We start from the raw sequence: 26,635 nt of genomic DNA, 5'->3' as shown, positions 1-26,635 counted from the left end.
CCCTTTATAAAAACCAATTTTCGATATCAAAAAGTCAATCAACAAATACAATCAAAAATAAACCCAAACAAAAAAACCAACAAATTTAAAAAACACAGACCACCAATTTAACCATCTCCATAAAGCAAGTTATAAAAACAGTATCATCTACAAAATAACCTCCAGAATCATTCCAATACTGCGCTTGTTATTTTTGGATAACCGGAACTACACTCGCTCCCATGCAAATATAATGTGACTGGTTGTGAAGTGGTTTTAGCAGTCAATAAAACGCTTAGTGTAATATCGATACCAGTCTCAGAGGCTGGAATTATATACTTGGCTCTACTGTTACAAGAATTTGGACCAAGAAGTTGATTACCAGTAATAACTGTAACGGTTCCATTCGTATACGATTGAATAGAAACAACATTTGTACTTTTAACTTCAATTATGTGAGAGCTTACTCCTAGCTCAAGTCCGATTTCATCTGCCGCAAGCGTATTGAAGCCAGTACCTAAGACTATAATTCCCAAAGCGTTTTTAATATTCATGTCCATATTCCTAATTGTGCCTAGCACCCATAATGATGGGATGTGCTAACATATTGAGCTACTTTGTTCTCGATTTAACTGCTATGTTACAAATAGAATCCACCTGTCTCATTTTAGAAACAGCCTTCAAATAACACTCACCTGATTAAATTAATCCATTCTAAAACCTGCTCCAACCACAGTCACATTTAAAACCTTCACAAAAATACCAAAGGAAGACAAGGCAGAACATCAAACCCTTTAAAAAGGTGATTACAATGAGAATATACTAAAAAACCCAGAAAGGAAAACAACAAAAAACCAGCAAAAACAATTAATTTAATAAAATCCAAAACACCAAACTAGAGCCATTAAAAAACAAAAACTTAAAAAAATTCAAGCCAAAAAATTAATGAATTAATAAAATCAACCCCATAAAAATGCGGAATGCATGCACACACCGCATTATGAATATGAGTATTTAATTTACTTTAAAGTAAAGGGGAGGATTAAATGAATTAAGTGCGTGGGCCTCAATAATTTGCCCATTTTTAAGGTTTCTATTTGCTGTCGAGAGCCAAGACTGTACGGTACCATTCATCTTTACTGCGACAGCAACGTCATTACCCAAAGTGCCAACATCTGTACATAATTTAACTTGCAGTCCCTCGTCTTCTCCTTGCCAAGTACACTGCAGTAAAACCTCTTCAACCCCGTCCACAATCCGTTTTTTAGGGTAAGGTCTAAAATAAATAGGATCTGTATCACACGCAGTTGAAGGCGGCGCTTCAACCACCGCATTCCCGTCACCAAACAAGTCTAGCGCACTACTATTAAAGTACATTGCACACTGATTGGAATCACTGGCTTGTATTTTCGTGGCTACCGGGTGGTTGACTAATTGGCCTTTGATATCTTTGCAATACAAACGATGAAAGTTGCTTTCCCCTTTTTCCCAGCTGCAATCTAAGAGTGTTTCCTCTATACCATCAACAACCTGTGTTTGGGGTGCCGGTTGAAAGGTAGCTGAATAACTATAACAAGCTGATTTAGATCCAGAAACCTGAACAATACCCTTCAATTCCGTTCGATAACCGTCATACCAACTTATAGTACAAAGGCTATGACTGGGTATATTCACTCGGTTTGCGATTAGTATATCTGGTTTACTTGCATCAACTGGATTGCTGCAAAGTTGGCTTTCCCATGTGCCCAATTCATTTTGATTATCAAGCTGCCAGTAGCAAGATAACGGAGCACTCTGAGCAAATGCAGATCCAGAACAAGCGGCAATTATCCATGCTGATAGTTTTAAAAAGCGGCTTAAGTTAATTTTCATTCTAATTGTCCTTTTCGATGAAGTTCATTTTATGTTTAGTGCGTTTAATGGAAAGCATGCTAACAACGGAAAACTTGGATAGATAGAAGCTATAACAGTTACTTACAATCAATAACGTGACACTACAGACGGCAAACTTCTTTTACTAAATAAAGAGCTCTAAATACCTATTATTCATAATTTATACAGGTTGGTGGTGGGGTTATGTAACTAGAACCATTACAACTGAAACCAATTAGAGAGTTTATTTAAAAACTCAGGGATGAATCTTGCCTCCAAACTTATATATCAGCTATCTAGAAGTTTTTTACAATAAGACAAAATGTTTTGTGAAGCTTGTCCCTTTGCTCTGCGCTATTGCTTGAAGGCGCTCAAACTTTTCCAATTGCCGTCTATGGACAAGCCTACCCCCACTCATGGGGCAATCTCAAAATATCACCAGAGACAACTCTTGGCACCAAACGTTTAAGCACTATCTAACTAACAGGGAGTTAGCGTAAACCCAACCCCCTGAATTGACTCCACACCAGCAAATGAAGCAATTAACCAATGTCGACCCTACTCCCTTTGGCTTTTCGAGAATCAAATAAAGCTTTAAGGTTGAACAGCGCTTGTTCACCCGCGCGCTCACCATTTTCATGTAGCCGTGCTTTTTGAGCCTCAGTTAAATCAAAATCTAATGTACCACATTGCTTGTCTTCTACAGGCTTTTCTAGCAATGCGTCTAGCTTATTTTGCAGTTCATTTATTGATTGCTCTATTGCATCGATATGTTGGTTAAAAAGGGGCGCATCACTATCACCCTGCGATAGCGCGTTAAACTTATTAATAAGCTGATTTTTTACGGAATCAAGAACTGCTATGTCTTTATCCAATTCGGCCTTTTGTTCAGCAAGTTTAATACGTTTTTGCTGAACTACTTCAGGATCGTCAATCTGCATTGTTAAACTTATGTCATTCACAACCAGCTTGTTGCGTAGATAGTGCTCCATAAACTTATCGTGTGCATCGGTTAAGGTATTCACATGGGCCAGTATAAAAGGCAATATACGTTGACTCCTTGCAACCAAGTGAGATTCCTCTCCCAGCTTGAAACCACAAATTGGAATATCATCATTGTCATCAATGAAAGACGCCACGGGGAAATTAGATAACATACCTCCGTCGACTAACTGGTGTAGTTCATTTGTCTGTGGGTTTTCTAGTAAAACCGTTTGAAAAACAAGAGGAATACTCATACTTGCTCGTATCGCTTCAGCCACAGAAAAGTCCATGTAATAGTGCTCTTTTTCAGGATTATCCTGATAGCCATAGTCCAACAAGTCTTCAGGAAAACGAACTAGACGGTTAGCAGAGATATCCGCTGCCATCACGTGCAACTCTAGCGGCAGCTCACCAAAGGTAACTGGATTATTTAAGTCCTTGTCTTCTTTTGTACGCAGTTTATTCTGTAAGAGTGTTTCCATCTCGTGAATAAATGCCTTACCTTCAAACAAGCCACCGTGATAATACAAGCTTAAAAATGAAGACAACAAGTTGTCTTCGTTCCCTTCGTTTTCTAACTTCTCAAGAATAAATTCAGGTAGGTCTTTTTTCCTGAGCAACCCCAAAATTAACTCGCGTAATGCAACTCGTACAGCCTTTTCTCCTGGACCTCCTTGGCTGTCAAAATAACCAGTTCCTTTAAAGAACAACAACATATGAATATTTTCGGTCAATGCTTCTTCATCGATATCAAATTGGCCTTGGACCGTTTTGGCTATTTGATTGGCTATGATTTTGGTAAACCAATATGTTTTCATATTCACTTCAATCGGCAGGTCGATTGCTGACTGTTGGTGCTCTCTTAGCTCATTGAATATCGCATGGTACTTTTTCTTGAATGCAATCTCCTCTTCAGAGCACAGCATCAAAGGATCGACTTTAAGTAGCAGCTGAGTACCTAGATCTACATCTAAACAATCTATCCAACGTGTCACGCCTTGTTGAACATCCCCCAACTTCGCAATGTCCATGAGCTTTATCATGTCCAGATTGCCAACCACATCCTTAAGCTCATTTCCAGTGTAACCAGCAGCAAGGAGTCCAGCAGTAATCGCGCCTGCCGATGTGCCAGCAACCCCTGCCCAATCATATTCAGAGTCTATTGCCTGTACCGCGCCAGAAAAAGCAGCTCCTTTTGCGCCACCACCATTAAATACGCCATATACCTTGTCTCTCATATCTCTTCTCTCCATATTTCAATGAAGTACGCAAGAAAGCGCTGATAGCCGATGGCTATTCTCATCCACCTTCACAAGCGCACTGTTGAGTGTGATTTGATCACCACAGCTGTATTTCCACATAATCTAGAAATTAGCACTCGGTAAAATGGCTCGGTATTACGGTGTATTACATCGTTTTGGCCGTGAACTCAGTGTGAGGGGGGACGCCTATTTACTTAATTTTATTTCATCTTAGCAATAGGTGTTTGATGACAGAGCATCGTTGCAGGCTGGTTTTTCTGAGCACTAAATAAATATCAAAAGTGATAGATACTGGCAAAGATTATTATTGTTTTTTAACGGATGAAAAATACATAAGTGCGGTCACTTTTATTTAGGAGTCCAAGTTAGGCGTGTATTTTCGAACAAAATTTAAGTCTACAGTTCGTACAACAGGTAAACGATTTACCCAACCGGCCCTATTGCAAGGCTTGGTGGCTGAGTTCCACAGTCTAACGAGCTATTCAGCTACCCTTTTTAAAGTATCTGTATCACTTAGCTAACTGGCAACTTGACTAAAATTGCTTAAGAAAGTACTTGCGTAAAAGAGTAGCAAACACGAACTTTCAATATTTACTAAACATTCTATACGTTCTAATTATTATATTGACAAGCAGATCCTGAATGGAATATATTACCGCGGTGAGCGACTTTCTATGATCTGTATCAATCCTAAGTAAAGGAAAATAAGATCTACATGAAATTGTCAAAGTTCTCAGTTTTAGCATCCTTCGAGATGTGGAGCCGTAAGAGTTCCACATAATCAGGCCTAACTGGATACTAAAAAGCAGCCCTGTGGCATCGCTCCTCATTGTAGAAATTGAAAAGTAATAGCATGGAGATATGCGATGGAGCATTGGTCAGATTCTTTCCCTTATATTTTTATGGCAGTCAAAGTCATCGCACTTGGCATAGCAGGTTTTTTCGCCGTTAAGTGGCACTTTGACCAAGACAAAAAATTGAAAGAAAAAGAGTCAAAAGAAAGCTAAAACCAGAACCCAATTAGGAAGGCACTTTCTCAAGCTCTTTAAAGCGTGGGCATGTTCAATTTGGATTAGGTGTCTCCCAATTCTTTGTAAAAGATAGCAAAAAAGCTTCCAACTCAAAAACTTAGAATCGAACTATTGTTGTTGCCATATTTCTAACGTGTCGACGATATCCCCACTGGCAAAGGCGCTATCAAAATTTTCCAAAGTAAATTCAGGCAAAAAGTGCTGTAACTCAGACATGACCTGCCATACATCTTTTGCACGCCCGTCAATTACTAGCTTATTGCCTTGGCTATCCACCAACTCCCAAATAGCAACAAACCCAACAATTGCATGATAGTGGTAACTTATTTTAGTTAACTCTGATATTTCTAGACATTCAACGACAAATTGATGTTTTTTGCAAAACCTGCCGTTTTTAATAAATACCTTTTCCCGTTGATATATCCATGCAGCCCACACAATTAGAATTATGGCAGCCGCTATAAAAATCCAGCTCACAATTAAATCAATCAATGATCCACCCATCAACTTTGTAAATTCTCAGACAGCAAGCAAAGCTTTCAGTGTGTTCTCACAACTGTCAATGTCACTATTAAATACAATCTACACAGCCTAAATCAATAAATTTACGAATAACGACGTCGCACTCTTGAGTTTCGATTGTGAATACAAGACAATCCGACACTCAATTGATAATAATTATCAATTGCATAACCGTTGAAAGGAGATAAATGGGAATGTCGAAAATATCTAACTTAATTAGTCGTACTTGGCCTTTGCTAGGGTTAGCCTGCCTCAATGGGTTTTCAATTCACGCGTTTGCGGCTCAAACAGGTGTTCAAATAAGCGCTGAAGAACGCGCTTGTATGTCACTACGCTTTGATGATTTTGCCAAATTGGAACGCGGAGAAGCAGCAACCAATGTCATTGAGTCACGCTTTGTGAAAGGGTATGAAATGAGCCCGAGCGAGTCCGAATGGGCATATAAACACAGCCGACTTATGGGCGCGCCAATTCCTAAGTTTCATAAAACGCTACCAGATCATTGTCTTGTGCGCGGTTATGTTACGCCAACAATTCGCTTTGAGCTTCGCTTACCAGCACGTGAGCTTTGGAATCAAAAATATTTACTCAATGCCTGTATGGGCTTTTGTGGTGATGTCAGCCCCTACCCGCCAATGGCAGGCATAGTTAGACATTACGCCACAATGAGCCACGATGGTGGCCACACTGCATACGGCTTTGATGGTAAATGGGCAAGAAATAATGAACAGCTCAAAATTGACTTTGCTTATCGCGCCAACCATGTTGTTGCAGTTGCCGCCAAGGCCATCATCGAAAAATACTACCACACGCAGCCCCAGTATTCGTTTATAACCGGATGTTCAAAAGGGGGTCATGCAGGTGTTATGGCAGCAAAGCGCTACCCCAATGACTTTGATGGCGTCATAGCAAGAGGCCCAACGATAAACTATACCGACGTTAACCTGATTAACTGCATGGATAATGCCCGCGCTATTTTAGATCACAAAGACAGACCCATTCTATCTCCACAGGACATTCCTATGATAGCCAATGCAGTTATGGCTGCCTGTGATGGCAAAGATGGGCTCGAGGACGGGATTATCAGTGACCCCAGATTATGCGATTTTAATCCTCAGACACTGGCTTGCCCGCACGGGCAAGTAAATGGGTGTTTATCCCAGCAACAAGTGGAGGCAGTAAAAGCCTTGTATGCGCCATCTAAAAACGCACAAGGGGATGTCATTTATGGTGGATTACCTTACGGCTCTGAACCCGAATGGATGGGATGGGTTGCCCCGCAATTGTCGCAGCTTATGCCTTTTCACTACTATGCTGCAACTGAATATTTAAAGTATATTGCCTATCCTGAAGCGCTTGATGTCGACTACAACTGGCGAGACTTTTCATATCAAGATGAAACAGAAAATCTTTCCCACATCAGTAAGTTGATGGATGCAAACGATCCTGACTTACGTGCATTCAAAGAGCGTGGCGGAAAAATGCTCGTTTTACACGGTTGGTCAGATGCTGCTATTCCAGCCTATGCGACGATAGATTGGTACGAAGATGTTGATGAGTTTATGCAAAGCCACAATCAAGAAGTCCGTGATTTTGCCCGTCTGTTTCTATTGCCCGGCGTACTCCATTGCGGTGTTGACGGCCCAGGTAACGCCACATTTGATGCCATCAGCGCTTTGGAGTCTTGGATAATTGGCGGTGTCGCACCAGATAGCTTGCTGACGCAAAAAGAAAACTCACAAGGTAGCGTGTTCAAAGAGCACCCTGTCTACCCCTATCCATTGCAAGCAATATATGATGGGAAGGGAGATCCAAATAAAGCGACCAGCTATCGACCGGGTTTCTTAAAATAATCGATTAAATAACAGATAACGACGCAGGTGCGTCGTTATTTGTTATTACTTGTAAGTCGCTATTTATCAATACTTAAAGGCTCCAATTTGCTAAATATACGGCTCACATTAAATTTTTTTTTCTTATTTCCTCGATCATTGTGACATCCAAAACAATTAACAGGGCCATCACTGTTTGTTGGACTGGGTGGAGCCTGATGAAACGTTTCCATCGTGGCATTAGATAATAACAATGCACCTTGGAAAATATTGTCTTTCGGATTTGTAGGGATGTCACCATTTTCAGGGACTTGACCAGTAGCGGTCCAAATACTGCCAACTAGATAGTAATTCGCACGCACATCACCCACCCCTTTCAACAAAGACAAAATTGAATGGTTCAATGAGATTAAATCGGTATTGCTCGTTACAACAGAGTAATGAGCATCATCGGGTGCACTGCCCCAAGGATTCTGCCGGATAACATTATTCTCTTGAATCACACTCGCTTTTGCGACGATATCACCACTTTTGCACTTTTGATTAACACCACATTCGGACTTATCAGAAGCGACAACCTGAAACTCTTTAACTTCTGTACTGGCCATTGTATTGCTTTTCGCAAATGTCCAATCGCCAGAAGCGTTGAACTCTTGCTTTACATACTCTCTTTCTTTGTTGAAATAGTAATACACTTGGTCTGGCGCGTTATCTAAATGTTCAAATGTCGCCCAAACCATTTCAGGGTGGCCATTCACAGTGCCGACAACATGCATACCTACGAGAGCCAATCTCTTGGTTACGGCACCCGTTTGTAAGGCCCATTTGGTTGTACTTTTTTTATCGTAATTAGGTACCTTTGCATCAATAACTAAATATCGACTTGCGTCTACAGTACTGGCATCCACCCATGATGTTTTAATCTCCATAGCTAAAGTGTGACCATCTTTAAACCTACGGCCAGCAAATTTTTCAACTCGCCTTAGCCCTTCGATTGTATTTGGGAATTCATATTCAATTTCAGTCCCTTTAAATTTGCCTTGCGCTTGACCAGTTCTGTAAGAGGCAAACACGTCGTTGACATTAATTCCATAGTAAGTCAATGATGCCTGCTGAGAAAGCAGTACCCCCTTACCTCCTGCTTGACCTGTACTGCCAAACGGATCGTCCTGCTTTAAAGTACGAATGGAATAGTTATTGTTAATTTTATTCAAGCTGTTTTTTTTTAGCTTGAAAGGAAACTTGTCTTTATCACTCTCTGTCTTTTGAACGACATCAAAAAATGACGGCCCATCAAACACATAAGTACTTTCAACGGGAGAAGAAAGCCACAAAAACATTTGTGCTCCCCATTTATAAAAATCACAATCCTTACTCTCAGATTCAGAGAAAACTGAGTTTAAACTATCAGCGGGCTTAACGAGCCCACCCTTTGAGATTTTCCGTTTTGCAAACCATTGCTTTAGATCTGTATTCGAAACCACGCAAGTTTGATCAGCATCTGCCGGAATTTTCGTTTCAGCATGACTGACGACACTTGCCAATATTAGCCCTGAATACAGCGCACAAAGCACTGGTTTAAATAATTTTTTCTTCAATTACTTGCTCCTTGTATGACAAATGAATACTCACATAACTTTGTAATGTTATACCTATACTTTGTTGAGCCGCATTACATATCGCCCTCATTTACTAAGCTCAGTTTTCCAGCCCAAGCTGAGCATAAACCTCATTCCAACGGAAAAGTATTACAAATTGTTACAGAGTGAATCAAGCAAAGGAGGGTAAATTAAGACGAATAATTTAAGACAAACCTCGATAAATAAAGCTAGATATGCAATTGTCATAACGAAGCATTTTGAAGTCAGCAAAAAAATACGCGCACTCAAATTTGCGTACGCGTGTTTTTTGTATATGAATCTATTTAAAGTTTGCTCACATCAACCGTAAGCGATGTTAAGTGCTCACTAATTTTAGAGCTCACTGAGACAGACTTATTACCACCTAGGTGCTTGGCGAAAAATGCCTCCATAGCAACGATAGATGCAAGCTTATTGTCTTGCTGTCTAAACCCATGTCCTTCATTTTTAGCCAGAATATACTCAACTGGACGATTAGTTTTATATAGCTTTTTTGCAATCGTATCTGATTGATATTGAGGGATCCTCGGATCATTTGCACCTTGGATCAACATAATTGGTGTTGTGATTTTATCAACAAAATTGATCGGAGAGCGTGACTCCATATCTAGTCTATCTGAATCAATTAGGGGATCACCAACACTGGCAAAAACCGTTCCCATGTAAGGCCTATAATGCTCAGGAAAAGACTCTACCATGGCCGTGATGCTTGAAGGACCAACATAAGAAATCACAGCACTATAAACATCAGGGGTAAATGTTGCACCGGCCAATGCCGCATAACCACCGTAAGAGGCGCCCATTATCCCCACCCGTGATTTATCCGCAATTCCCTGTGCTACCAAATAGTTTACACCATCTGTCAAATCTTGTTGCATGGCGCCCGTACCCCAGTTTCGATTGCCCAACTCAATGAACTTCTTGCCAAAACCGGTCGAACTCCTAAAGTTTGGCTGCAACACCGCGTACCCGCGATTTGCAAAGAAGTGCGCTATCGGCACAAAGTAATCGCTCGAGTAACCCCATTCATCTCTTGCCCATGGCCCCCCGTGAGGCAAAACAATCGTAGGCAGATTCTTTTTGCCATGTAGTGGTAGCGTCAAGTAGGCCTGAATTTCAAGGCCATCTGTCGCTTTATAGGTAATAGACTGCCTTTCTCCCAGCAAGTTTGGATCAAAAGTCGGCGCTTGATTAAGCAAATCAGTCAAAGTATCTTTGCTGGTGTTATATACAAACTTTTCGTCCGGTTTGTTGGCATATGACACTTTTAAATACCACTGGTTTTTATCGTGCTCTATTTTTTCAACTAAAACATCAAATTCGCCTTCTAAGTGGCCTTTAATTTTGTTCAATGTTTTAGACGATTTACCATCAATCGGATAATTGCGCAGTCGTCCACCATAATACGAAACAATCATTGGTTGACCTGTTTTATCAAAGACAACATGATGTAAATCTGATTGGTCTTGCGGATCTTTATGCGCTGTTTTTAATTTGTTTGTGGCAAGATCTAGCTCTAGTAACTCTTTTTTATCTCTACCTTGAACACTGCCAGAAATAAATGCTCGGTTATTACTATGGTCGTAACTGATCACACTGACATTTTCACCAACCTCCGATTGGAATACTTTTGACCAGCCCTCATTGGCTCGTTTGTAGACAGTCACTGAATTGTCTGGATTGAGTTTTGCAGCTACAGCTGCATAGCCATTATCATCAAGCTCTGCGGTATAAAACGAAATATCATTTTTTTGCACCAATTGCACAGCTTGAGTTTTAATATCTACATGGAATACATCCATTTGACTACTGATATGATTTGCCAGCACTGCGATTTTGCTCGGATTGTTCTTTACTTGCGCAATGAATGTATAGTCAACGTCGTCATTATGCGTCAGTCGAGTAACTGCTGGTTTAGCTTGTAGGTTGTTTGGCGTAAAGCGTAGCGTAAATATTTGGTCATTTTCATTGCCTTCAAAGTCTTTGTTAAACAGTATCTCATTGTCGTTATCTGACCATACAAACCCATCCACACCATCCTCGAATGAAGTCAGTGCCACAGCACTTTCAAGCCCTTTACCTTGGCGAACCAGATGAATATTTTTTCCTCCATTGTTCATTTGTAGGAAAGCTATCCACTGTCCATCATTTGATAAAGAAACATGGCTGATCTGCTCTGAACTAAACAAGCTTTCTAATTCAACTAACTGTTGAGCCTGCGGTGTTTGAACAGCGGTCGATTGCTCAAACACATTTGTAAATTGACATCCAGCGAGTAAAACACTTGAGCTGATTGCTGCGCTGATTAGTGCGGTTTTAAATAGCGATTGGTTCTTTTGCATAACTGTGTGCTCCTCAGTAACATTGAAAACATCATTACATGAAATAAAATTATTGTAAAACGATAATTTTTTACTTTTTTTCAGAAATTAATTTATGTGTGATATGATTCTCACCAGATAACGAGGTAGACCATGGAGCATTCATGTCGCAGACAATCGAAAAAATTCAGAGAAGAAGTGGCGCTATTCGCATAGCCGTTATTGCAGTCACGCTTTTGGTTTTAGTATTCAACTTGTACCAAGTCGCGGTTAATAACCAGATCAACTATTTCGATAGTGAATTGTTTATGGTGATGTGGGAGTCTGAGCAAATAAGTCAACTCATCTTGTTTGTACTTAGCGCACCCATCTTAATTTTTATCGTTGCGGCCATTTATTGGGTCTGCAAGTTACTTTCGCTATTTGAGCAAGGGCAGTTTTTTAGTCACGAGTGCTTTCGCTGTTTTATTAATTTTATCTTGCTAAAAATTGCCTCAACTATTTACTACATAGCACTGACTTTAGGGATCGGATTTTGGCACAAAGCGATGTTTGGTGATGCCGAAGTTGTATTGACGATTGATTTTGGGGAGCTAATTACACTGGGGTTATTGGCAATTGTCGCGTACCTGCTCAAAGCTGCAAAAGAAATCGAAGATGAAAACAAGGAGTTTATCTAACTATGGAGATAATCGTTAACCTTGACGTAGTCATGGCAATGCGTAAAGTTTCATCAAAAGAACTAGCCAAAGCCATTGGCATCACGGAAGCAAATTTATCTTTGTTAAAGCGAGGGAAAGTCAAAGGGGTACGCTTTGAAACCCTTGCCCAGATATGCAATTACCTCGATTGTCAGCCCGGCGATATATTGGTTTTCAACAAGAAAGATGAAGTCTAATTAGCCTTCTATCGCGCAAAACTGCTGCGACTTTTCGCATGTTGTGAATATTTTTTATTCGTGACTTATTGAAGCTGAATTCGAACGCCAAAGAGCACTTGTTAGCCTTAGCTAAACTAGTGTCCTTTGGCGTTAACGCACGTAGGCTAATACCGCCGCACCTTATTATCGCTCGATAATTTCTCATCTAGCTCTTTTATTGAGTCACCAATTCGTTTGTGGCCGAGTACCCCTCTCTTTTGATAAGGTTGTGCTCCGAATCATATTTGTAGAGATACTTAGCAACACCACGGTTATTTTGTGCAACTTTCATCTGAGCGTCATAGTATGTAATCGATTCCCGTTGGTTAAGTCTGTCATATTTGGCGATAGCGTATGCAGCATAGTTACTCACTAACTGATCTTTTTCGTCATAGAGTGAAATTTTGTGCCAATTTCCAGAATCATCAATGCCACCATAGACAATTTTGGCAAAAAAACCGCTTGGTCCCAATACTAAGTTTTCCTTAGTATCTCGGAATTCTTCTTTTAAAAATGTGCCGTTTTCATCAAACCAAAAATACGCTGTCGCATATCCATTTGGCCCTTCCATAATGTGCCCATTTTTATCAAATCCCTTTCGATAGGTTGCGTAGTCATTGTTATCAAAAGCAAACCTAGCTTCATAAAATCCGTTGTGTTCAGGTACAACGTTTCCTGCTCCATCAAACCTTATCTCGCTGATCCGTCTGCCTTTGGAGTCCCTTTTAAAACGGTATTCTGCTACCCCTAGCGAGCTCTCTTTCAGTTGGCCTTTTACATCTAAATGTCGGCGCAAGAGAGGATACTTGTTCCCTTGAAAAAGGTACTTTACCGTGTGTACCCCCTCGTGATTGACCACCTGCTCCCCAGCAACATTAAAAAATGACCGTGTTATTCCTGAGTCACTGTAAGTAAAGCGCATACAATGTGCGCCAAAACTAGATTTATCACTCGGCTTTGAAAATGCGTAAAAGCAAACGCTCGATGGCTTTGCATTTTCAACCGCTACCTTATACACCTTGAAATTAGCTATCTCTTTTTCATCAATGGGGTAAACAGGGCGAATTTCACGCTCAGTATGGTCACTATCCCACTTTAAAAAATAGCCAGGAGTGAGTGGTTTAGCTGATACCAAAGGCATAAAAAAGAAAAGTAATAGCGGTAGCACAAACTTCATATAGTTCCCTTTAGTTTTTTATTATTCTGATTATCTGAATGTTAAAGCTAAAAACCCCATATTAGTGGTAAAAAGCTGTCCAGTTAGCTCCGTTCTGATTGCATAGCTAGGTATGTGGAGGTTTCTAAATTTTATCTAGTTTACTTCATGTTGCTCTTTTGAAGCGACTAAGCGCGATGGCAATACCAGCTCCAACGGCAATGCCGACGCCCACACTATCAAAAATCACATCACCAAAAATAATGCCGACACCTGCCCCCATCGCAATTGCTAGTCCCATATTACTTGGTTTAATCGCTTTGTTATTTTCATTTTCAGCCATTTAAATATCCTTACTGCAAGTAACACAACAATGTATAAAACTTTATAACGCTTTACTGAGTGGAAAACAAGCTACAAAACGAACGATTTATAATCGCATGGTGCTTATGTTTGCAATTGGTATAAGCGAGCGAATTGAGGGGAGCTTTGAGAGTAATACTTCCTTAATACACAGAAAAAGCCCGGCCAAGAACTCCTGTTGAAGCAGTGTAATAAGTAGCTACACCTGTCTTCATTCGTCTATGCTCGTCGTCTCTACGTTACGGCATAATTTATCTCTGTAGTTATTTAAGTCCTGCTCGACATTTTGTAACAGACGCAATTTGCTCTTAAAATTCGTCCCGAAGTGTCTGTTCAATAGCGGTGTTTTACGCAAGCAGCTAGCGTACACAAAGCACATTTAACCATTTGATTATTATATTTACTTGATAATTACTCAGCCATCGATATGTTATTGCGCACTCCAATTGAGTGTAATGGGCAATATGGTGCTCAGAGCGTGTATTACTCACCTTGTCTTCTAACGTCCAGTGCGTCTTTAAGCTTAAGAGCCATAAAGACCACAACGCCCGTGATTAAAATAGAAAGTCGATAACTTACAATGGAAAATGTATCATCGGGCACAATTTTCATATATAAATCGTCCCCCTCCAATGCGGTTAAATTCACCGGAAGAAAATCTCCCAAAAATAAACACACGCCCAATACAATCAAAAATACGCTTACCATTCGTAGCGCTTTTACCATTTTCATCACTCCTGAAATATTAAATTGCGCCTCAAAGTCATCTTTTCTTATTTTAAGTCACTTTTAGCACCTTGGATAAGAGCAGCAATTTAGTAACTTAACCTATAAACGGAAATGCCACCTAAATAGACTAATCGAGAACTCGCATTTAAGCTATTACATAGGAAAATGGCGCTTGTGTTATACCTAATCTGACTTAACCAAATCGTATTAAACAATTTGCTTGCATGATGATTGCTAACGTTGAGTACCTTGTATTGTACATTTGTAGACGTTACTGGTGCTCGCATGCTTGAGCATTTGCTGGTTAAAACGCAAAGCATAGTCAACAGCTTGCTCAACCATTTGATGCTTGTTTGTACATTCGCTACTGTCAGCCCCAACCCAAAGTGTCTTCCACTTAGTATCTAGTATCAAGCACTTAGACAAAACTATATGTCCAAACCCGGGACGCTCTGGAACAAAACCATTTGCTACTGCAATGAACATCACGCCATCACGTTCATAACTAGCAGTCGCATCACTTTTCGCAGACTCTACACTATAGCTTTTTTGGTATTTTTCAAATGAGCAATCAATTGCAAATGCTAAGTTTGAAAAAGTTAATATGAATAACACACTTGGAAGCCAAAGACTTTGATAGCACGAGTAGCGGACACTCATTTTTAACATAAAAGACCTTAATATAAGCAAAGACTATGGTAACTCAATAGTTTGAGAAAGACATGAGCCATATGTTATCTGCACATACTTGCGCTGTGAAAACGATGATGAAGCCGCTACGTAAACAGAAAGCTCTTCATCACTATGGAAAGCCTGCTCAAGCGCCAGTGGCGCTAACAATTGCCAATCAACTTTATCACCTACCTGTAATAGAGCGCTACTTGCCGTGTATGCATTAAACTTTGCAGGAAAAGTAACCGTGTAACTTGTTTGACGCTTGCCATTATTACTGGCCTTTAAGCTTAATATTCGATGATCGATTTTAGACAGATCCAGCTCTGCTGTAGGGCAACTAATGTCCAAACTGACAGCAGACAATGGCCAAAGCATCAATACAAAAATTAAAAACCTAACCATAATTTCCTTCGCAGCTATTCTCACATTCGACAAATATCATAAGTGCTTAAACACCAACGTCTGTATTCAGTGGCTTGCTTTGTGCGTTGCTCTGCGGTGACTAAGCAACAGCAGTTCATTCACTTTGGAAATATATTCCTGAGGTAAATCAATCAGCCCGGCTACATGCTTACCTTGGATCTCCCATAACTGCTTCTCGCTGTTGGCATTAGCATAAAGCGTTTGTGCCATATGAAAAGGTACAATCTTATCATTCGTGCTATGAACAATTAACATTGGCAGCTCAATATCAGAAATTAAATCCGCCGCAATATATGGTTCGGTAAAGATAGCCCGGACCAAAGGCCTCGCAATCCAAGGGGATGAATAGGCTGCTTCATCACTAAATGAAGTAAAAGTGCCTTCAGTAATTAGAGCATCAACCAACTCTGAATGTTGATGGGCAACATAAATTGCTAGCTGTCCACCGTATGATTGGCCTAAGACCAAAACAGGCCGGTTTGTAACGTCGCGTCTGCCTACCAAATAAGCCAACGCGTTACTCGCATCTTGTGCAACTAATGAGTGTTCGGCTTTACCCTGCGAGCCCCCAAACCCACGATAATCCATCATAAAAACCTGATAACCATCATCAACAAGTGGCTTTATCACTTTGTACCAATTGACCACTTTTGAACCGCTACCTTGAAAAGCAAAAATTGTCGCCTTATGCTCTGTGGCAGGCTTAAATAGATAATGATTGATTTTGGTGCCATCCGATGCAGTCAATGATATTGCTTCAAATCTTCCAATATTCTGCTCATCGGGTCTATTATCAATTGGAAAGAATATTCCACTAAAAGAACACCCAGACAGAAATAACAAAAGCACTAAGACTGAAAAAGTTTTAGTCATGAAATTATTGCTCCCTTGCCCTCTTTGCGCTCAATGTGTGCGCTTATAATTGTAAGTTTAATTCCTGCTTAGTTGATTATTATGGCGCAAACCTCACTAATGTATGATCTTCACCCTGTAATTCATTATCAATGATGGTAGCAATAACTTTCCAATCACCACCAGCCAGGCCAGCACCAATCAATGGGTAGCCAATCCTCTTGCCTGAAAATGACTCTTTTATGCCTCCGAAAGCTTTTCTAATTGCATCATAATCGGTTTTGACGCCACGACCACGCCAATTGTGTTGCGTATACGCGTTCACAATTATTATTTTATGGCCGTTCCTTAAAACCGTAGCACTCGTATATGAACCTAATTTATCTTTGGATCCCTTTTCTGTTGACGCGTCCGCATCATAAGCTTCTGGGAATTTATCTTTAATGCCTTTCGCTATTCCCGCTCCCATGGTGCAAAAACAATTACATCCATGAATGATGACATCAAAATCTCCTTTCAATGCCAGCGCAATTAAATCACCAGTTACTTCTTTCACAATACTTTCCTATACATTGAACGCAACTATAACCTTTAAAGTAGTCGGGATAAGTTACAAGATAAAAACCTGCGGCTTTGATTGGGGCAAACACTATCTATGCTCTAAATCGGCGCTTGAGCAAAATTATATAATACACAACTCGCAGTAAAGGCCAAATTACCAATACAAACCTGTGTATCATTTGGCTTAAGTACTGCGGGCCAAGCCAAAGTAAGTCCCAAAAAAATGCGCAAGCTGTGTAAATAGATATGCTGATTGGCAGAAAAATTCGCGCGGTGGTTTAGCTATTTCAAACCGATAGTAAACCAATAAATCAGCAGCAGTCCATTCCATACCAGCACCTAATTTACGCTCAAAAATATAATAATGGATGCTGCTCTTGTCTAGATTCGTCTGTAGGGTCAAAAATTGACTTTTTACCAATCGCACTAGGCTTAGGCTTGTCCTATTTGATTTTATCAAAATCTAAATCGTGTAATGACAGTTCATTGCCCGTATAGATAATCACTTCCCTTGCACCAGCTCCCATACAGAGTTCGCGAAAGGCGCGTTCTTCTACAGCACTCAATCCACCTTCCGTTTTTTCCATTGGTTGAAAAATAACCCTTGGTGCCGGAGAGATATACCTACTTTCGTGCATTTCTTTCACGACGTGCTGAAGTACCTTTTCTGCGACGTAAAAGTCCGCTAACAGGACCCGTGGGTGAGAAAATGGATTGGCGACTATATATTTCTTTTTATCCAAATTTTTGCAGTCACTGCCTATCGCAACAACCTGTTTCGCGCCATTGGGTTTAACTTCAACCGCCAGTAAAGGCTCTTGATCATATACCTCTTTAGATTGAATGTTACTGACTTTAATTCTATTTTCCCAAACTTGAATATAAAGGTCGTTTGAGAGCTTGCCTTTAATAAATGTAAATATACTCATATTTCAATGTAAAACTAATGAAGAAGACGGATGTATTAAATATCGCAAGCGCAACTTGCTTAACCGGGATCCGTCAAAAAAATTAAATATCGGGTATCGATTCCGCCAATAGTTAATCGGCTTAATCGCAGTGGTTCGTTTTAAAGTTTGACACGATGACAAGTCACCTCAAATTAAACATGCCAATCTTTTGCCTGCCTTTGTTTCTTTAGTTGACTAACTAGCTCTATGCTAAGAGCTAAGCGTTAGGACTATCATAGGGATCTGAGAACAACCCACATTTAGTAGGTGCCTTACTACGATTGGACTGGCGAAAAGGCGATGATAACGATGTGCAGTTTATTTGTGAAGGCATGGCCTCATAAAAAGCCAACAAAAGCCAAGGTTTACGACTCCCTTTTTGCCTGTTCAATATCACATTCAGCTATAAACAATCTTTTTGCCATTGATGACAAGTACTTCAGTCGTCCTGATCACAATTAAAGTATCACCTTCTCACTTAAATTGGGTCTCAATAGCAAGTTTAGTTGAACGGGGTTGTCAGCCATTTTATAACTTTGTACTGAGCCAGATGGCAAATTCGGTAGACTTCTCAACAACCCAAAATATAGGTTTATATATAAGAGAGTTAGAACCTTGAGAGCGACCAAACTCCTGATGTTCCTGCTCATCAGCTTTGATACTGAAAACGGCGTCATGAACCTCTTGGTCATGTTTTTCTAAAAAATCTAGTTGCCACTCAAGGTGATGTAATACTGTAGATTCAATCGAGTCTGTGCATACCCATATAGCATTTCTACCAGCTAAAGCGGTTAAAAAACCAAGAGTTGCGCCCCCAAACGCCCAAAAAGATAGTGCGTAGCAGTGCCTAATATCCCGGCTTTGTAGGATCCGATCAAAGGTGTCAAAGTGCTGTTGCTCGTGACTTAGCATTTCTTCAAGTTTTGGCACAATATCTTTGTACAAATGACGTGCAATATACAACTGAGAGCGATAAATATTTATAGCCGCAAACTCCCCTGCGTGATCGACTCTTAATATTCTTTCTACTTCTATCATGAGCCCCCTCTATACTGGTATGCAATTAACTACTGCATTACACAGACCTTTCAGCGCCATGTGTTGTTAAAAGTCAGAAAATTCAGTAAAAAAGTTAAGTACATTATCATCATGTATTCTTTTAGTCTCAAATGCCAGGCTGTCCCAAAGTGGGTCTGAGAAATAGTCATCATATTCGCCCCCAGGTCTTACGCTGGCAGCCATGATGACAAATTGCGCTCTGGATATTTTTATAAGCTCTCTCTGAATTTCAGGATCCATACCTTCACTATCTATCTGAGACATAATAGATACATTTCGTCTAAAGTTTATTGCAGATTCGTGGATCAGCTCAGCATATGACTTCCCATTAAAGTTTAGTTGCTCAGGCGTATATTCATATAAAACATCAAATAAATCATATTTCTGATCGGCAGAAAGATGGATTTTCTCATGAACATCAATCGTTTTTAGGCGCTCAAGGGAACTCTTATCGAAGTACTGATCAATATCGATTTCCATTCTCCCATTATTACCTAACAACAATTTATATGGAGCCAACAACTTTAAAACTTCTAAGTGCGCTTTTTTCTTATTCAAAATCCCTTCAGGAGTCCCATTATTCTCCTTCAACTGCACCTCTATCACATCAAGGCTTAGAGTATATTCTTGGCCAGGTAATATTTGATCGTAGTAATAAATATCTACGAGGATCTTTTGTTTTGAGTTAAATAATGAATATGGTAGACCCTTAATAGTAGCCTCACCATTTCTGGTGAAATCAGCTTCTCTAACGCCAGTTGGTAGCGTTAATTTAACCCTTGCCTTTCGGTCTGAGTAAACAGGTGTTCCCACATCATTTACAGCGCGTATTGTCACGTCGAAAAATTCATACCTCGGAATAAGGTAAAATCCACCGATTACAACGATCATGGCTAGTGCTGCAGGACCTGCAACACTTATTGCCAACCCACCAATATTACCTTTTACGGATGCAGTAGATTTTAAGAAACCAAATAATGCAATTGCACAAAACACTCCCATCAATAGTAAGCTCAAATAAAATACTCGGTCTTGCAACAGAGAACTCGCTTGCAAATTATCTGCAAAGACTAAAATCAGAAGAATGGCGATAGCTAATAATAAAGATGAATAGCTGAGAAATAATAGATTTCTTTTTGTCACGTGAAACTCCCTATTGCTTAGGTTCTTAATATTTTATCAGCGCTAAATACCAAGCGAAAATGCCTTTGCTTATATTCCGAATACCTCTCTACTGAGCTAGCCTATTTGGCTACGATGTGCTTTAGATTTTCTATACCACCATATAACGTGCAGGTATCAGTTCCACCCAACCAGACATCTTTTTGGGCTGCATACGCTGCAAGAACTACACTGAGCGTCATTTTACCTACCTCTGTTGTACCATCAAAAACGTAGCTATAGTTTGCATTGGTTTGGCAACTAGGGGCATTAGTTGGTTTATTACTAACGGTTAAAATGACATTCTTACCATAATTTGGCCCTACTAAAACTTGCGTAATTTTGGTTGGGTCTACACTGCTAGCAAGGCCTGAGTGCGAAACCAGCAAGCCGGCAATTAATAATAATTTCTTCATACTTACTCCTTTAAAAAATATTCATCCAAAGTCAACCTCACACCTACATCGTAAACGTATGGCTAAGACCACTCAAAGTAGTAGCATTACCATAACAACCCCTAAAAAACATGTCACTCAAATTAAACATGCTTAAATTGTGATACGTCTCATATACTCAGTAGTAAGAAAAAATATAACAATAGAGTCCTCTCAGCTGTGCATTTGAACAAAAGAGTTGACCCGTTTGTTATTTTTTCGATTCCTGTCTGTTTGTTAATATACTGGCTGTGCTGTCGAACAAGCTATGGAGTGACTTGTGTTAGAAATTTTAAACCTCTCAAAATCATACCAAGGGTCATTAGTCTTAAAGAATGTAAACCTTTCAATTAAAAAAGGCATGTTTGGGTTACTTGGCCCAAATGGCGCGGGCAAGTCTTCTCTAATGCGTACAGTTGCAACATTGCAAGCAGCAGATTCTGGCACTATCGAATTTGACGGTATAAATGTCTCAAAAGACGCTCACCAAATAAGACAACGGCTAGGTTATTTACCACAAGACTTTGGTGTCTACCCCAATATCAGCGCATTTCGTTTGCTGGATCATCTGGCCGCATTAAAAGGGTTTGCTAATAAAAGGCAGCGAAAAGAGGCCGTAACATCATTATTAGTCAAAACCAATTTGTATGAACAGAGAAAAAAAGCAGTATCGAGCTTTTCAGGCGGAATGAAACAAAGGTTTGGCATAGCACAGGCACTACTGGGGAACCCTGACTTAATCATAGTGGATGAACCCACAGCAGGGTTAGACCCGCAAGAGCGCAATCGGTTTTACAACTTGCTGTGTGAACTGGCCGAAGACAAAGTGGTTGTACTATCAACACATATTGTTGAGGATGTTTCTGAATTATGCACTGAATGCGCCATTATGAATCGAGGTGAGATTGTTGCTCAAGGTAGCCCTGCAAATTTAATCACATATTTAAATGGGCGGGTATGGCGTGGTGTTGTCGACAAAGACGCGCTCGCAACTTTAGAGAAAACGTACAATGTAATTTCAAAAAAGCGATTTGCAGGAGATATCATCGCGACTATTATTCAAACCGAGCAACCAGAAGGCTTTATGCCCGCTACCGCTGATTTGGAAGATGTCTATTTTGCTACTTTGGCAAATGCCAAAGACACAATGTTCCACGGTTCACCTTTATGCTGATCAACACTGTGCAATTTGAGCTATCCACTACTTTTTCCAGATGGATGGTGTATGTTTTAGCTTTGTTACTTATCTCACTCTCTGCCTACACAGTCTATCAATATGGAATTACCTATCAAGTCGTGCCAATTAATGCGCCGTATACTTATATTGAACTTGTCAGAGAAGAAAGTATTATTTTGATGATCCTCGCTGCGATATTCGTTGGGCGGGTAGCCATAAGCAATCATATATTTTCAACCCAAGAACTGATTTTTTGTCGGCCAATCAACCATTGGGCATATCACTTCGCGAGACTCTCGGCCATTTTTATTGTTGTCGCTTTACTGTCCTGTTTGACTCTAATAACTAGCGTAGTTTGCGCTTACATCGGGTGGCAGTGGCAGCTACTTCCGAGTGATGTAATAGGACCGTTCCAGTGGGATTTCATCCTCTCCCCACTCATTATAATTATGCTCCCCAACGCGCTGTATTACTCGCTGTTATTTTATGCAATCGGGATAACTTTTAAGAGTCAACGCGCTGTTGCAGGGATGTCTATAGCGCTGGTCGTGTTAACTGGCCTTCTACTTGCTTGGGCAGAAGCTGCCAGACTACATGGTGGCGCTAGGTTACATGAGTGGCTGATGTTGCTAGATATTTCTGCTTTTTCTCACATAATAAATCAAACTGTTTACTGGAGCATTTATGAAAAGCAGACTCAAACACTGAGTCTCAGCCCTGCACTGCTTTTCAATCGGTGTCTTTGGCTGCTAGTAACGCTCGCTATTTTTTTGGGCGCTATCAAAGTCAGCCTTTTACATAAGCGCTTTGTGCAATTTAAACGAAAACAAACATTTGAACCTCAATCTCAGGACGTTCATCTTAACAAAGAAACACATGCCATCAAGAAGCGACCGAGCAATATTTGGCTGCTTTACCGACAAGTAAAATTCGAAGTGTTTCACATTGTCACCAAACCTTCGTTTTGGTTTGTCATAGGGTTAAGTGTATTTATCACACTTTGGTTTCCAATGGAGAGTGACTTCGGTACACCATATTGGCGGGTTACATATGCAATGATTGAGCAATTAGACGCAGTGTTGTTAATTCCTATTTTTATGGTTTTGCTTTTTTATTGCCCTGAATTGATATGGCGAGAACGCGAGTCTGGCATAGGAACGATTTTAGAGTGTTATCCAATAAAAAATCAGCTGCTATGGAGCGCAAAATTTATTGCTGCCTTATTTATCGTGATGGCTATTTTGGCCGTGTCAGTCAGTGCTTCAGTGAAGCTTCAACTTGATAGCGGAATAGGAATAGAAGCCATTGAATTACAACAATACCTATTCAGCGTAGGCGTTGTTTCAGCTACTACAGTGGCGTGCTTACTTTCACTCACTTTCTTTGTTCATGCAATTAGTTTGAATAGAGCAACCGGTACGGCAGTTATGGCCGTGTTGATAATCGCTTTTCAATTTACCCCCCCCATGCTGAGCTTTGCTTTATTCCCAACAATGGTTTACTCAGATTTAAACGGTTATGGGCAGTCCATCTTCGCAACAATTGTGTATTTTATCTACTGGGGTAGCCTATCAATAATTTTGGCTATTTTAGGCTATTTATTATGGCCCCGTGGGGAGAGCCCAAATCTGCGTGCACGACTTTCAGTGTTATTTCGTCAATTATCAAAAAAAGACAAACATATCATTTTGCTCAGTAGCGTCTTGTTCTTTGCGTCTGGATCTCACATTTTTTACAACTCAGTTTTGTCCCCATCAACAGAGATGCAAAGCATAGATGATGATACTGCAGTCGCTTATGAAAAGACATTTAGTTCTCATAGGCTTAAGCTCCCTCCAACTATACAACAGGTTGATATTAAAGCTGATATTTACCCTAAAGTCCCCAGCATTAAAGCAATAGTGAAACTTAGTTTGCTCAACTCCCAAGATATACCAATCAATAAAATGATTGTTAATACTCCGCTACTCACTGGAAGTTGGGAGGTGAAAAGTGAAGATGGCCAGTTAGCATCGAGTGGTCTTGATGTCGCTCACTGGTTTGTGTTTAACGAGCCGCTTGCGCCTGGCGATACTGCACATATAGATATCGTCGTCGAACTTGCCCCCAATATGTATGACAATATGAGTCAGGTGGTCGAAAATGGTACTTTCATTAACAATAACGAGCTTTTTCCGGTATTTGGTTACGATACAAGCATGTACATTACCGATCCCGACAAACGAACCGAATACGGTTTAACTGGGGAAGCAAATGTTATCAATCAACTAAATAACAGTATTTTTCACAACGACCCATTAATTGGCGAATATGTGACATTTCGCGCTGAACTCACAACTGATGCTGAACAAATAGCGATGGCGCCGGGTATTCTAACTGAGCATGAAGTTAAGGGGCATAGGGCCAAATATGTTTATACCATGGAGCAACCTATGGTAAATTATTATAGTATTCAGTCATTTAAATTAGAAGCAAAACACGAAAGACACAAGGGTGTCGATTTGTCTCTATATTACCACCCTGACCATGCTTGGAATATCGATACCATGATGGATGCTGCAAAGGACTCGTTGGATTATTTTTCAAAAGAGTTTGGCCCCTACCAACATTCTGAGCTTCGTATTATAGAGTTTCCACGCTATAGGCAGTTTGCTCAAAGCTTCGCAAATACCATTCCTTTTAGTGAAGAAATAGGCTTTCGTCATGATACGCGAGGGGCAGGTGTATACAACATTCCCTATTTCGTTACTGCACATGAAGTTGCTCATCAGTGGTGGGGGCATCAACTCGCTGCAGCAAATGTCGAAGGAGCAGAAATGCTGATTGAAAGCCTCGCAGAGTACTCCGCGTTACAAGTTGTGAAAGAGAAGTACTATCATGGCGCGTTAAGGCAGTATAAGAAATATTCTCTTGATGCTTATTTAAGCGCGCGAGGTGGTGAACCTGAGTACCCTCTTTACATCACTGCATCACAAAGCTTTGTCCATTACGAAAAAGGCGCTCTAGCGATGTTAGCGCTAGCGCAGAGTATTGGTGAAAGTAAATTAAATCAGCTATTGAAGAAATTTATCGAACAGCAAAGCGTTTCTTCAAAGTTTGCCACGACCACAGATTTGATAACACTGATCAATGCAAATATTAACTCCAAACAACAAGCCCTTGTTCAAGACTTATTTCAGGAAATGACTTTTTATAATTTACGAATAGATAGTGCCTACGTTGGAGAAAAAAATACAGAAACGGGGCTTTATCCGGTGACAGTTGTCGTAGAGGCCAGTAAGTACTTTGCGGATGAATACGGTAAAGAAACAGAAGCGGAATTAGAGGATTCCATCGAGTTGGCGGTAGTTGCGGGTAACCCAGAAGATGTAACGCGCTCGCTTAATGAATATCACCGTAAGGAATACCCAATTACATCAGGTCTTAACACGATTGTTATGCACGTCTATGATCCATTCGGATTGTATGTGATTATTGATCCTTATCTGTACCGAATTGATAAAAACACCCGAGACAACTTTGTGCAGATAGATTATGTACAGTAGTCGTTTCGACAGTGATGTTTAATAACACATTAAGTTTATTAAACATCACTTGAAGTGAATAGATATCAACATATAGCCAAACACATATATAATAAGCATTCCCGTTAACGTAATGCCAAACGAAGCAAACAAAATCAGTCCAGAAGCACGAACCAGTGACGAGTCAAGGTTTTCTAATTGCCGTTTGGCCCACATTTGATAGTAGTGAAAGATAAAGAAACCACCCAGTGACATAACAATACCGATAAACACATAAAACCAAATATCAAAAGTACTTAACTCAACCACAAACTATCTACCTTTTCGCTCCATAACATCTATGCCAATCGACCTTGATTACTTTGCACAATACGCACATGTGTTACGGATACATTCAGAAATCAAAACGGGAGATACTACCATGGTTTACTTTAGAACGCCCGAAATAGCAGTAAATAAGGAAAATAAACGCAATACAGAAGCCTGTGAAAGTGGTTTGCCAATAGCCTCTAGACATACAACAAGCTAATATAACTATGTTTGGTAAGCTAAAAGAGCATAGCGACATCGCTATACTCATTTTCATCTCTAAGATGATGTTTTGCTCAGTTACATCACGGCCAGCCACATTAAGCAATGCTCGAAATGCACAGGCTAAAAGCGCTAGTCTTCAAATGCAATTGTAAAGAGAGTCTCTACGCCATAACCGATTCTACAATCTCCAGATCCTATCAGATTAACTTTCGCGTTAGTCGCTTTTGCAGTAAGTAGCATTGAATATATTGATCTGCTAATTTCATTATCTTCGACTTTATGTGCAAAGCTCCAACTTGTTGCTGCACATGAATGCTTTGGATCAATCTCAGTACCACCCTCTGCTCGGATAAAAACTACGCCAGGTGCAGAATGATTACTTAAGCTTACTTTAGTAATCGTTGCGCCTTTGATTTCATAGCCAGCTTGAGAGAAAAACGGTGCCATAGCCAGAGTTAAAATTCCTAAGTACTTCATAACCACCTCTTAAAATAATATAAAAATAAAAACCACAATGATTTATAGCTTTTAGAAAAACGCCACTTATTGACATTTAATAAATCACGCAAGGGCAACATTAAAACACATTACATTTTTAAAATTAACACCACTGGAGAAATTAAATAATTAATATGAAACCGATTTATATATAGCTATAAATTCATGATATTTTCA

Annotated in this window: 25 protein-coding genes; 6 read left to right on the top strand and 19 right to left on the bottom strand. The window is 40.0% G+C overall.

The annotated features are described in order from the left end of the window. Positions 1 to 167: 167 nt before the first annotated feature. The 3 genes from MHN81_RS06265 to MHN81_RS06255 form a co-directional block, all read right to left on the bottom strand. On the bottom strand, positions 168 to 533 hold the full coding sequence (locus MHN81_RS06265) for a hypothetical protein (RefSeq protein WP_023398009.1): 366 nt from the start codon (positions 531 to 533) through the stop codon (positions 168 to 170). Between the two features lie 460 nt (positions 534 to 993). Continuing rightward, the gene (locus MHN81_RS06260) at positions 994 to 1,851 is read right to left on the bottom strand and encodes a hypothetical protein (protein WP_239425303.1); all 858 of its coding nucleotides are present in this window, start codon (positions 1,849 to 1,851) and stop codon (positions 994 to 996) included. A gap of 542 nt (positions 1,852 to 2,393) precedes the next feature. Then, entirely contained in the window at positions 2,394 to 4,073 is a 1,680-nt protein-coding gene (locus MHN81_RS06255; protein ID WP_023398011.1) for a patatin-like phospholipase family protein, read from the bottom strand. A gap of 890 nt (positions 4,074 to 4,963) precedes the next feature. Here MHN81_RS06255 and MHN81_RS06250 point away from each other — a divergent pair. Beyond that, the gene (locus MHN81_RS06250) at positions 4,964 to 5,104 is read left to right on the top strand and encodes a hypothetical protein (RefSeq protein ID WP_023398012.1); all 141 of its coding nucleotides are present in this window, start codon (positions 4,964 to 4,966) and stop codon (positions 5,102 to 5,104) included. A gap of 132 nt (positions 5,105 to 5,236) precedes the next feature. Here the strand turns inward: MHN81_RS06250 and MHN81_RS06245 are convergent, their stop codons facing one another. Next, entirely contained in the window at positions 5,237 to 5,620 is a 384-nt protein-coding gene (locus tag MHN81_RS06245; RefSeq protein ID WP_155250718.1) for a hypothetical protein, read from the bottom strand. Between the two features lie 224 nt (positions 5,621 to 5,844). On the opposite strand from MHN81_RS06245, the gene MHN81_RS06240 reads away from it, so the two are divergent. Further along, on the top strand, positions 5,845 to 7,503 hold the full coding sequence (locus MHN81_RS06240) for a tannase/feruloyl esterase family alpha/beta hydrolase (RefSeq protein WP_239425302.1): 1,659 nt from the start codon (positions 5,845 to 5,847) through the stop codon (positions 7,501 to 7,503). A 59-nt stretch (positions 7,504 to 7,562) separates the two neighbouring features. Here MHN81_RS06240 and MHN81_RS06235 read toward each other — a convergent pair whose 3' ends face one another. After that, the gene (locus tag MHN81_RS06235) at positions 7,563 to 9,080 is read right to left on the bottom strand and encodes a hypothetical protein (RefSeq protein WP_023398015.1); all 1,518 of its coding nucleotides are present in this window, start codon (positions 9,078 to 9,080) and stop codon (positions 7,563 to 7,565) included. Positions 9,081 to 9,406: 326 nt separating this feature from the next. Further along, the gene (locus tag MHN81_RS06230; RefSeq protein WP_023398016.1) at positions 9,407 to 11,464 is read right to left on the bottom strand and encodes a S9 family peptidase; all 2,058 of its coding nucleotides are present in this window, start codon (positions 11,462 to 11,464) and stop codon (positions 9,407 to 9,409) included. 143 nt (positions 11,465 to 11,607) lie between these two features. Here MHN81_RS06230 and MHN81_RS06225 point away from each other — a divergent pair, with 143 nt between their 5' ends. After that, positions 11,608 to 12,123 (top strand): DUF2975 domain-containing protein, encoded by a 516-nt coding sequence (locus MHN81_RS06225; RefSeq protein WP_239425301.1) that lies wholly within the window; start codon positions 11,608 to 11,610, stop codon positions 12,121 to 12,123. 2 nt (positions 12,124 to 12,125) lie between these two features. Next, the gene (locus MHN81_RS06220) at positions 12,126 to 12,341 is read left to right on the top strand and encodes a helix-turn-helix transcriptional regulator (protein WP_023398018.1); all 216 of its coding nucleotides are present in this window, start codon (positions 12,126 to 12,128) and stop codon (positions 12,339 to 12,341) included. Positions 12,342 to 12,537: 196 nt separating this feature from the next. Here the strand turns inward: MHN81_RS06220 and MHN81_RS06215 are convergent, their stop codons facing one another. The 11 genes from MHN81_RS06215 to MHN81_RS06165 all read right to left on the bottom strand — a co-directional run bounded on the left by MHN81_RS06215 (position 12,538) and on the right by MHN81_RS06165 (position 20,707). Then, entirely contained in the window at positions 12,538 to 13,539 is a 1,002-nt protein-coding gene (locus MHN81_RS06215; RefSeq protein WP_239425300.1) for a hypothetical protein, read from the bottom strand. A 145-nt stretch (positions 13,540 to 13,684) separates the two neighbouring features. Then, complete coding sequence (locus MHN81_RS06210; RefSeq protein ID WP_023398020.1) at positions 13,685 to 13,861, bottom strand: hypothetical protein; 177 nt, start codon at positions 13,859 to 13,861, stop codon at positions 13,685 to 13,687. Between the two features lie 503 nt (positions 13,862 to 14,364). Then, on the bottom strand, positions 14,365 to 14,607 hold the full coding sequence (locus MHN81_RS06205) for a hypothetical protein (RefSeq protein ID WP_023398021.1): 243 nt from the start codon (positions 14,605 to 14,607) through the stop codon (positions 14,365 to 14,367). A 237-nt stretch (positions 14,608 to 14,844) separates the two neighbouring features. Next, positions 14,845 to 15,279 (bottom strand): hypothetical protein, encoded by a 435-nt coding sequence (locus tag MHN81_RS06200; RefSeq protein ID WP_239425299.1) that lies wholly within the window; start codon positions 15,277 to 15,279, stop codon positions 14,845 to 14,847. A gap of 24 nt (positions 15,280 to 15,303) precedes the next feature. Continuing rightward, positions 15,304 to 15,687, bottom strand: a complete 384-nt coding sequence (locus tag MHN81_RS06195; RefSeq protein ID WP_239425298.1) for a hypothetical protein — start codon at positions 15,685 to 15,687, stop codon at positions 15,304 to 15,306. A gap of 66 nt (positions 15,688 to 15,753) precedes the next feature. Next, positions 15,754 to 16,581: an alpha/beta fold hydrolase gene (locus MHN81_RS06190; RefSeq protein WP_023398024.1), complete on the bottom strand. Its 828-nt coding sequence runs from the start codon at positions 16,579 to 16,581 to the stop codon at positions 15,754 to 15,756. Between the two features lie 79 nt (positions 16,582 to 16,660). Continuing rightward, complete coding sequence (locus MHN81_RS06185; RefSeq protein WP_239425297.1) at positions 16,661 to 17,116, bottom strand: macro domain-containing protein; 456 nt, start codon at positions 17,114 to 17,116, stop codon at positions 16,661 to 16,663. Positions 17,117 to 17,564: 448 nt separating this feature from the next. After that, positions 17,565 to 18,050: a rod shape-determining protein gene (locus tag MHN81_RS06180; protein ID WP_239425296.1), complete on the bottom strand. Its 486-nt coding sequence runs from the start codon at positions 18,048 to 18,050 to the stop codon at positions 17,565 to 17,567. A gap of 549 nt (positions 18,051 to 18,599) precedes the next feature. Then, positions 18,600 to 19,109 carry a demethoxyubiquinone hydroxylase family protein gene (locus tag MHN81_RS06175; protein ID WP_023398027.1) on the bottom strand — a complete coding sequence of 170 codons (510 nt, stop codon included), beginning with the start codon at positions 19,107 to 19,109 and terminating at the stop codon, positions 18,600 to 18,602. A gap of 66 nt (positions 19,110 to 19,175) precedes the next feature. Next, positions 19,176 to 20,273 carry a hypothetical protein gene (locus MHN81_RS06170; RefSeq protein ID WP_239425295.1) on the bottom strand — a complete coding sequence of 366 codons (1,098 nt, stop codon included), beginning with the start codon at positions 20,271 to 20,273 and terminating at the stop codon, positions 19,176 to 19,178. Positions 20,274 to 20,374: 101 nt separating this feature from the next. Then, on the bottom strand, positions 20,375 to 20,707 hold the full coding sequence (locus tag MHN81_RS06165) for a hypothetical protein (RefSeq protein ID WP_239425294.1): 333 nt from the start codon (positions 20,705 to 20,707) through the stop codon (positions 20,375 to 20,377). Between the two features lie 298 nt (positions 20,708 to 21,005). Here MHN81_RS06165 and MHN81_RS06160 point away from each other — a divergent pair, with 298 nt between their 5' ends. Beyond that, the gene (locus MHN81_RS06160; RefSeq protein WP_023398030.1) at positions 21,006 to 21,899 is read left to right on the top strand and encodes an ABC transporter ATP-binding protein; all 894 of its coding nucleotides are present in this window, start codon (positions 21,006 to 21,008) and stop codon (positions 21,897 to 21,899) included. Next, entirely contained in the window at positions 21,893 to 25,447 is a 3,555-nt protein-coding gene (locus MHN81_RS06155; protein WP_239425293.1) for a M1 family aminopeptidase, read from the top strand. The genes MHN81_RS06160 and MHN81_RS06155 overlap by 7 nt, the downstream gene beginning before the upstream one ends. 45 nt (positions 25,448 to 25,492) lie before the next feature. On the opposite strand, the gene MHN81_RS06150 is transcribed toward MHN81_RS06155, so the two are convergent. Then, positions 25,493 to 25,735: a hypothetical protein gene (locus MHN81_RS06150; protein WP_023398032.1), complete on the bottom strand. Its 243-nt coding sequence runs from the start codon at positions 25,733 to 25,735 to the stop codon at positions 25,493 to 25,495. A 354-nt stretch (positions 25,736 to 26,089) separates the two neighbouring features. Further along, positions 26,090 to 26,437, bottom strand: a complete 348-nt coding sequence (locus MHN81_RS06145; RefSeq protein ID WP_023398033.1) for a DUF5992 family protein — start codon at positions 26,435 to 26,437, stop codon at positions 26,090 to 26,092. Positions 26,438 to 26,635 lie beyond the last annotated feature (198 nt).

Origin of the sequence: Pseudoalteromonas sp. Of7M-16 (assembly GCF_022347805.1) — a bacterium.
Taxonomy (GTDB): domain Bacteria; phylum Pseudomonadota; class Gammaproteobacteria; order Enterobacterales; family Alteromonadaceae; genus Pseudoalteromonas; species Pseudoalteromonas luteoviolacea_F.
This window is presented reverse-complemented; position numbering and strand designations above follow the sequence as displayed.